The organism is Corallococcus sp. AS-1-12, from assembly GCF_020036995.1.
In the GTDB taxonomy this organism is placed as follows: Bacteria; Myxococcota; Myxococcia; order Myxococcales; family Myxococcaceae; genus Corallococcus.
On sequence record NZ_JAIQDD010000025.1, the window covers coordinates 138,157 to 145,205 of the forward strand.

Annotated in this window: 5 protein-coding genes; 4 read left to right on the top strand and 1 reads right to left on the bottom strand. The window is 62.0% G+C overall.

Annotated elements, in window-relative coordinates; all coding sequences use genetic code 11:
* Positions 1 to 40 precede the first annotated feature (40 nt).
* The 4 genes from K8556_RS30145 (at position 41) to K8556_RS30160 (ending at position 4,242) form a co-directional block, all read left to right on the top strand.
* Positions 41 to 1,486: a hypothetical protein gene (locus tag K8556_RS30145; RefSeq protein WP_223743562.1), complete on the top strand. Its 1,446-nt coding sequence runs from the start codon at positions 41 to 43 to the stop codon at positions 1,484 to 1,486.
* 151 nt (positions 1,487 to 1,637) lie between these two features.
* Positions 1,638 to 2,786, top strand: a complete 1,149-nt coding sequence (locus K8556_RS30150; protein WP_223743563.1) for a hypothetical protein — start codon at positions 1,638 to 1,640, stop codon at positions 2,784 to 2,786.
* Between the two features lie 14 nt (positions 2,787 to 2,800).
* Positions 2,801 to 3,835: a serine/threonine-protein kinase gene (locus K8556_RS30155; RefSeq protein WP_223743564.1), complete on the top strand. Its 1,035-nt coding sequence runs from the start codon at positions 2,801 to 2,803 to the stop codon at positions 3,833 to 3,835.
* A 26-nt stretch (positions 3,836 to 3,861) separates the two neighbouring features.
* The gene (locus K8556_RS30160) at positions 3,862 to 4,242 is read left to right on the top strand and encodes a VOC family protein (protein WP_223743565.1); all 381 of its coding nucleotides are present in this window, start codon (positions 3,862 to 3,864) and stop codon (positions 4,240 to 4,242) included.
* Between the two features lie 81 nt (positions 4,243 to 4,323).
* On the opposite strand, the gene K8556_RS30165 is transcribed toward K8556_RS30160, so the two are convergent.
* A complete protein-coding gene (locus tag K8556_RS30165; protein ID WP_223743566.1) occupies positions 4,324 to 6,681 on the bottom strand; it encodes a 3'-5' exonuclease in 2,358 nt (785 codons plus the stop codon).
* Positions 6,682 to 7,049 lie beyond the last annotated feature (368 nt).

Sequence of the window (7,049 nt, forward strand, 5' to 3'; positions counted from 1 at the left end):
TGTGGAGGGGGAGGGGCGGGCCGTGATTTCGTCGGCCGCCATGCTCCCCCTCCGAACGAGAGTCGCTCCCCTCGCCGTGGCGGTGTTCACCCTGGTGGGCTTGTGTCTTCCGGCTGAAGCCGAGGCGCAGGCGTGGTCGCTGACGAACGCGCAGCGGCAGGCGTTCCTGCGCTACTACGCGCCGGTCATCTTCAAGCGCGCGAACGCGAACGACAACAAGCACGGTTACGACTGGTTGACGAACTTCGACTTCGACCAGGACGGGGACTTCTCCAACAACAAGCTGCACTGGAAGCAGATCAACCAGTACGTGGACGCGTCGCGCGTGGGTCCCAGCGCGTTCGACAGGTGGCGCGTCCGGCCCACGCTCTACACGTCACTGATTGAGTACATGGACGGGGGGAAGAACCTCACGCTCGTGTATCACCTGTATCACGCGCTGGATAAGAACGCGGCGGGCGACTGGCAGTTGCACGACTGGGAGCGCGTGGAGCTCCAGGTGAAGAACGTGGTGGGCGACCCGGGCCGCGGCGAGTCCGTGGCGTACGCGGTGGTGACGCAGCACAAGCGCAACGTGGTGCGCCGGGCGGGCAGCGGCGACCTCCAGTTCATGCAGACGGGCACGGGCAGCCACCTGCTCGTCTGGCAGGCGGAGTGGTCCGACAAGCTGCTGGCGCCGCACGGGCAGGAGCTGCGCTTCGTGACGGATCCGTACTCGTTCTTCGCGGGCCGGATGGCGTCCGGCGGGAAGGCGGAGGCGGACGTGAACAACGACGACGGGCGCAAGAAGCTGCACTTCGTCTTCGTGCCGGAGGACGACGGGGCGGCGGTGGCGGCGTTCAACGCGCAGCCGCTGCGGTACGCGACGGCGGACGCGCTGGCCAGCCGCTATGACAACGGGTCCTCGGCCAATTGGCCCGCGGTGAAGCGCGTCACGTACGAGCTGCAGGACCTGGCGGACATCCTCCCCACGCACTGGGAGCACGGGGGCTATGCGACGCACTGGCTGCCGGACGAGCCCCAGTTCTTCCTCCTGGAGAGCCCGGTGGTGAACGAGGCGGGGCAGGCGGAGGTGGGCGTGGGGATGCAGCGCTTCTTCTCCAGGACGCGCGACGTGGAGGGGCAGGACGACCGCGAGGGCTACCCGTCGAAGAAGTGGTTCTTCGGCACCTTCGAGCTGAACGACAAGGCGTCGGACACGGGGGGCGGCGGGTCCAGCGAGTTCCACGACAGGTCCTGGGCGGGCACGGTGGTGGACTCGCGGGGGCAGACGCGCATGAGCGCCAGCGGATACCCGCCGTCCGTGAACTCATACTGGTGGCAACACGACTACTTCGTGCACTCGGGCGTGACGGACGACACGGATGGGCGGGAGCAGGGCTTCTGGCTGCAGGGTGGGTGGTACCTGCCTCAGAGCGGCGGGTTTGACGGACGCTGGGTGCAACTCTTTGCCGACCGGCCGGGTAGGGAGTCGGGCGAGTACTGAATTGGTCCTGATTGCCGCGGGGGAGCAGCGCGAGAGGCGGCGCTCATGCCCTGCTGCTGAAATGCTGAAGAAGGGGACCCGGGGTGGCGGTGGGCTGGTAGGGTTGCGCCGCAGTTCCACCCCCCCCTCGTTTGCGTGAAGGAAACACGCCATGAGCCAGCCCAGCGTCCCCAGCCCTCAACAGATAGACCTCAACCGCACCGCCGTGGAGATCGCCCCCGAGACCTTCTGGGTCGGGAAGCGCGAGCCCGGCGGCATCTTCTTCGCGAACCCGTTCCTGCGCCGCTTTCGGGGCACGGACCCACGGACGGCGAAACCCGCCGAGTTCAACCTCCTCATCGACCCCGGCTCGAGCAGTGACTTCTCCACCATCCACACGAAGGTGGTGTCGCTGATTGGGGGGATGGACCGCCTGTCCGCGCTCTTCATCAACCACCAGGATCCGGACGTGGGTTCGTCCGCGAACATCATCTCGGCGCGCTACTCGCCGCGCGCGAGCATCCTGTGCTCCGAGGACACCTGGCGGCTCATCGTCCACTTCAACCTGCCGCGCAACCGGTTCATCCCGACGGAGAAGTTCACGGGCGGGTTGAGCGTGCCCACGGGGCACAAGCTGCTGCCGGTGCCGTCGCCGTTCTGCCACTTCCGGGGCGCGGTGATGCTCTACGACCCGCAGACGCGGGTGCTCTTCACGGGAGACCTCTTCGGCGGTCTCACGGACAGCAAGGCGCAGGGGCTGTGGGCGGAGGAGTCCGACTGGACGGGCATCCGGGCGTTCCATCAAATCTACATGCCGGTGAACTCGGCGCTGGTGCGCGCGGTGGCGGCCATCCGGAAGCTCACGCCCGCGGTGGAGATGATCGCCCCGCAGCACGGCCGCATCATCCGGGGCAAGCTGGTGCAGCAGTTCCTGGAGCGCATGGAGCGGCTGCAGGTGGGCCTGGACATCATCGACGAGGCGCAGGACCGCTCGCACCTGCAGGCCTGGAACGCGGTGCTTGACCGGGTGCTGACCCTGGCGCGCGGCTACCTGGGCGACTCGGTGGAGGCGAAGCTCACCGCGAGCGAGCAGTTGTCGGACACGGCGAAGTTCAACGGCCAGCGGCTGGAGGTGAGCCGCATGGGCAAGTGGACGCTGGAGCACGTGGTGGGGGTGCTCTGCCAGGGCGAGCCCTCGGAGATTTCAGGCCCCATCATGGTGGAGGCGACCATCGCCGCCGCTGAGTACAACCTGCCCACCCCCCACCTGGACATCGAAGGCGCAGGCGCGCCCGCGCCCGTCTCGCTGCTGGAGCCGTGAGAGGGGAGGGAGGGGTGCATTCCAAGGACCGAGACAGCGGAGGTTTGACCTATCTGGGCCCGGAGGCGCTGAACGCGCGGCCGGGCAACGCCGTGACCGAGGACGGGTCCGAGCCGACGCTGCCGCGGGTGCAGACGCCCGTGTCTCCGGGCGGGACGTTGCTCCAGGGCGCGGTGACGCCCCGGCCTCCCGCGCCCCTGCACCAGGGGCTCGTCCCCGGGCAGGTGGTGGCGGGGCGCTACCGGGTGGAGAAGTGGCTGGGCGTGGGCGGCACGTCGGCGGTGTACCAGTCGCTGGATGTGAAGAAGCAGCAGCGCGTGGCGCTCAAGGTGCTGGCGGTGCCGTACGCCGACGAGGCGATGGTGACGCGCTTCCGCCAGGAGGTGGAGCACGCCCGGGCACTGGAGCACGTGAACATCCTGCAAGTGTTCGACGCGGGCTCGGATGGGGAGCGGCATTACCTGACGGTGGAGCTGCTGGAGGGCAAGGACCTGCGGCAGGTGATGCAGGAGGGGCGCCCCACGCTGGCCAATGCCTTGCGGTGGCTGACGCACGCGACGGTGGCGCTGGAGCACGCGCATGCGCGCGGGGTGCTGCACCGGGACGTGAAGCCGGGGAACCTGTTCATCACGCGCACGGGCGTGCTGAAGCTGATGGATTTCGGGCTCGCCAAGAGCGAGCACGTGATGGGGAACACGGCGCAGGGAGCGACGCTCGGGACGCCGGAGTACATGGCGCCGGAGCAGGTGAAGGGCATGGAGGTGTCGCCAGCCACGGACCTGTATGCGCTGGGGGTGGTGGCGTATGAGCTGCTCACCGGGCAACTGCCGTTCCGTCATGCCCAGCCCGTTCCGCTGATGCTGATGCATGTGCAGGAGACGCCCATGCCTCCGAGGAAGCGGCGTCCCGAGCTGCCGGAAGCGTTCGAGCAGGTCGTCCTCAAGCTGATGCGGAAGCAGCCCGAGGAGCGTTACGCGAGCGCCACGGTGCTGCGCGCTGAACTGGCGAAGCTGTGGCCGCTGGCACTCCGGCAGGGGCGCGCGTTATAGGAGGCGCTTTCCCCGGGGGGGCCTCCATGTCTGTCAAATTCAACCACACCATCGTCCACGCGAAGGATCAGGTCGCGTCCGCGCGATTCCTGGCGGAGTTGCTGGGATTGCCCGAGCCCACGCGCTTCGGGCCTTTCACCGTGGTGAAGCTGTCGGATGGAGCGTCGCTCGACTACAGGACCACGCAGGACGCCATCTCCGGCCAACATTACGCGTTCCTGGTGTCGGAAGAGGTCTTCGATTCGCTGATCGCGAAGATCCGCGACCGGAAGATCCAGCACTGGGCGGACCCGTTCGGCCGGCAGGAAAACCAGATCAACACCCATGACGGAGGCCGCGGGGTCTACTTTCAGGACCCCAGCGGTCACTTCATGGAAGCCATTACGGTGCCGTACGGCGGCTGGTAGTGGCTTCTCGATACCGCGTGGATTCAAAGTGAAGCACAGGTTCATTCGTACGAAAACGGCTCGGGCCGTGAGTCTTTCCTGTCATACCGCAGAAGGTGTTGCGGTTTGAATTAAGCTTTTCAAGAACGGCTCCAGATCACTGTGCTCAGTGCCGTAGTAGAGCAGGCTCAGCCCGGCGCCAGCATTGATGGTCTCGCCAAAGCGAGCCAATTGATAATGACGATATGACGAGCTTCTGAATGTCGAAGCGCGCCATTGCAAAAGGGAGCCGAAGTTTGGGTCGTCCAGCCCCGAGCCGAATCCGATAAAAACGAGTGTCTTCATTGAAGCCAGGGCCTGCAGCATTGCTTGGCCATGTGCGTTGGCAAGGATGCTTTCGTATGACCTGAGGCCGAGCACTACCGTGTCGGGATGCCTCCACCAGCCGTGAAGGTGAACAATGCCGGGCCGCTCACCGCGGAATGCACGCTCGATATCCCTGGGATCACGTGAACTCACAGGTGGAAGGCCAGAAACATCCTCAATAAGTCCGTCGTAATTTGTTGTCGCAATAGGAGTTCCCAGGGCAAGAATGGACTTGATTAGTGAGGGGTTGACAACCTTTAGTGCGCCCACGTCATGGTCAAGCCAATTCGAAAACTCTGCGCCACTGGGTGCCCCGAGTTTCTGGCTTATCTTTTCTGCTGCACTGAGCAGAGGCAGTGTGTCTCCAGTGATGCGACCTGTTTCGATGTCGTTTATGATGTTGTCCCTCCACTGCATGGGGGGAGGTGGCTGAACGACCTGCATGCAATATTCTAAGCCGCTGCGCAGTAGGCCAAGCCAAGAAGCATTCTGGTTTCGATTCGTGGCTGCGATTGATGCCCCGGCCCCAACGATGCAAAGAACTTGGCCTGTTGCGAGTTTGTTTCTTAGGTCGTCTATTAAGAGAGATTGATTGGGAATGGAATTGGTCCGCGCAGGGCTTTTCTGGAGTATGTTGGTCGGGGGCACGGTGATTTGACGCTCGGGAGCCTCAGCAGCGGGCCTGGGTTGTAGTTGTTCGATGGAGTTGCGAATCCGGTTCGCTTCGTCAGTCGAGAGTCCAGTGCTTCGCGACGTAAAGCGGCCGTTGAGTTGAGAACCGAACCGAGATGGTGTTTGTTTCTTCATGGTGCCGAAGACGAAGCGCTTTTTTGAATGGCTTACTATGCAGGCTGCCCTAGATCTCGTGATTGCCACGTAGAGAAGTCGAGCGGCTTCCTGGACAAGTCCTGGATAGGGGTTGCGGTACTCTCCGGGCCAAATGTCATCTTCCATGCCCGGAATAAAAACAACTTGGGCGCCTAGGCCTTTTGCACCATGCACCGTCAATATCCTGACCCGCATTGGCGCAGTCGTTAGGGACGGCGGCGAATTGTCCAGGCGGAGCGCTATGTTGTCGAGGATGGAAGTCTGTTGTTCGTCGGTGTCTGATTGAATGTAGGTCAGCGCCTCTTTGAGGGTTGACTGGCTTGGTAGGCGTTCGATAGCACCAAGCCATGCGTCAACGGCCTCTGGGTTTAAATGCATGAGCAGTATTTCTGAAATTTCGTCCTTGCGGTCCCCTATGGAGTCTTCAGGGGCCCAGGCGGAAACTGCCTCGCAAATTGACACAGCCCTAGATAGAGCTTGTGCTTCTCGGTTGGTGAAGATGTCTGGAGGAGGTTTTTGTTTGAATAGAGCTATATAGCTTAGGTTGTTGACTAGGGCCTTTTCTGCAATCCCATTGCATGTTGATATCCCAATTCGAGGGAGCACTCCAAGTAGTGTGCGATGTGCCACGTAGTCGTTGCCGTTGCAGGCGATTCGTAGGCAGGAAAGCGCTAGTCTTCCACCGTCGCTTTCTCCGTACCCATCCTCCCTGGGGAGGGAGTATGGTAATCCTTCGGCGTCAAATGCGTCCGACAGCGTCTTTTCTTGGATTCTCCTGTTTGAGAGCAGGATGACGATTTCGCGATGCGAAACTCCGCTGTCTATTAGCGATCGGCATGATTTTGCGATCGCTAGTGCTTCTTGTTTGTGTGTTTCGAAGCTCCAGAGCAGCATGGAGTTTTCCGTCGAATCCCTATGGAGCGAGTAGAGATTCTTTGGGATGCTCTGTGGGGAAAGATTACGGCTGAGTACGGCTCTTGCGGCAGATAAAATTGAGGGGGTGCAGCGAAAGCAGCCCTCCAATACGTGTGTTTGGGTCGTTGGATGTCTCTTGTGGAATGTCTGTATTCCCAGCGGCGAGGCGAATCGGAATGAATAGATGCTCTGGTCGTCATCGCCGGCGACGAAGGTTGTGACGCCTGAGTCGGCAATGCTGTTGATGAATTCAAGATCGCATGGATTGAGATCCTGGAACTCGTCAACAATTAGATGTTGAATGCCAAGTAGCTCTGTCGGGTTTAGGAGGCCGGATGCAATCTGCTCCATGCATTGATACACGATTTGGCCGGGAAGGACGCATGAGTAAAGTTGGGTGCGTGGTCCATTGAAGGCGGCGAATGCGCTTCTTTCGCTCAGCGAAATCGGCGGATCGGGCGGTATATAGCTAGGCGCCGCCCAAGTGCGTGTGTTCCAGAAGGCCTCGTGCTCATGTCTGATTTTTTCGCATCGTGCGGGTGTGTAATTTCTGACGTGCGAGAATTCTGCGTCGAATATGTTCTTGCACTCCCATCGATCGAGCACTATGGGATCGACAGGGTACTGTTCTAGTTGACCCGCTTTTTTTCTACGTCGGCAAATATGGCCTGAGCGTCTCTTCGACGCCTCGGAGGTAGCCGTCCGGGTCGTCGCGAAAG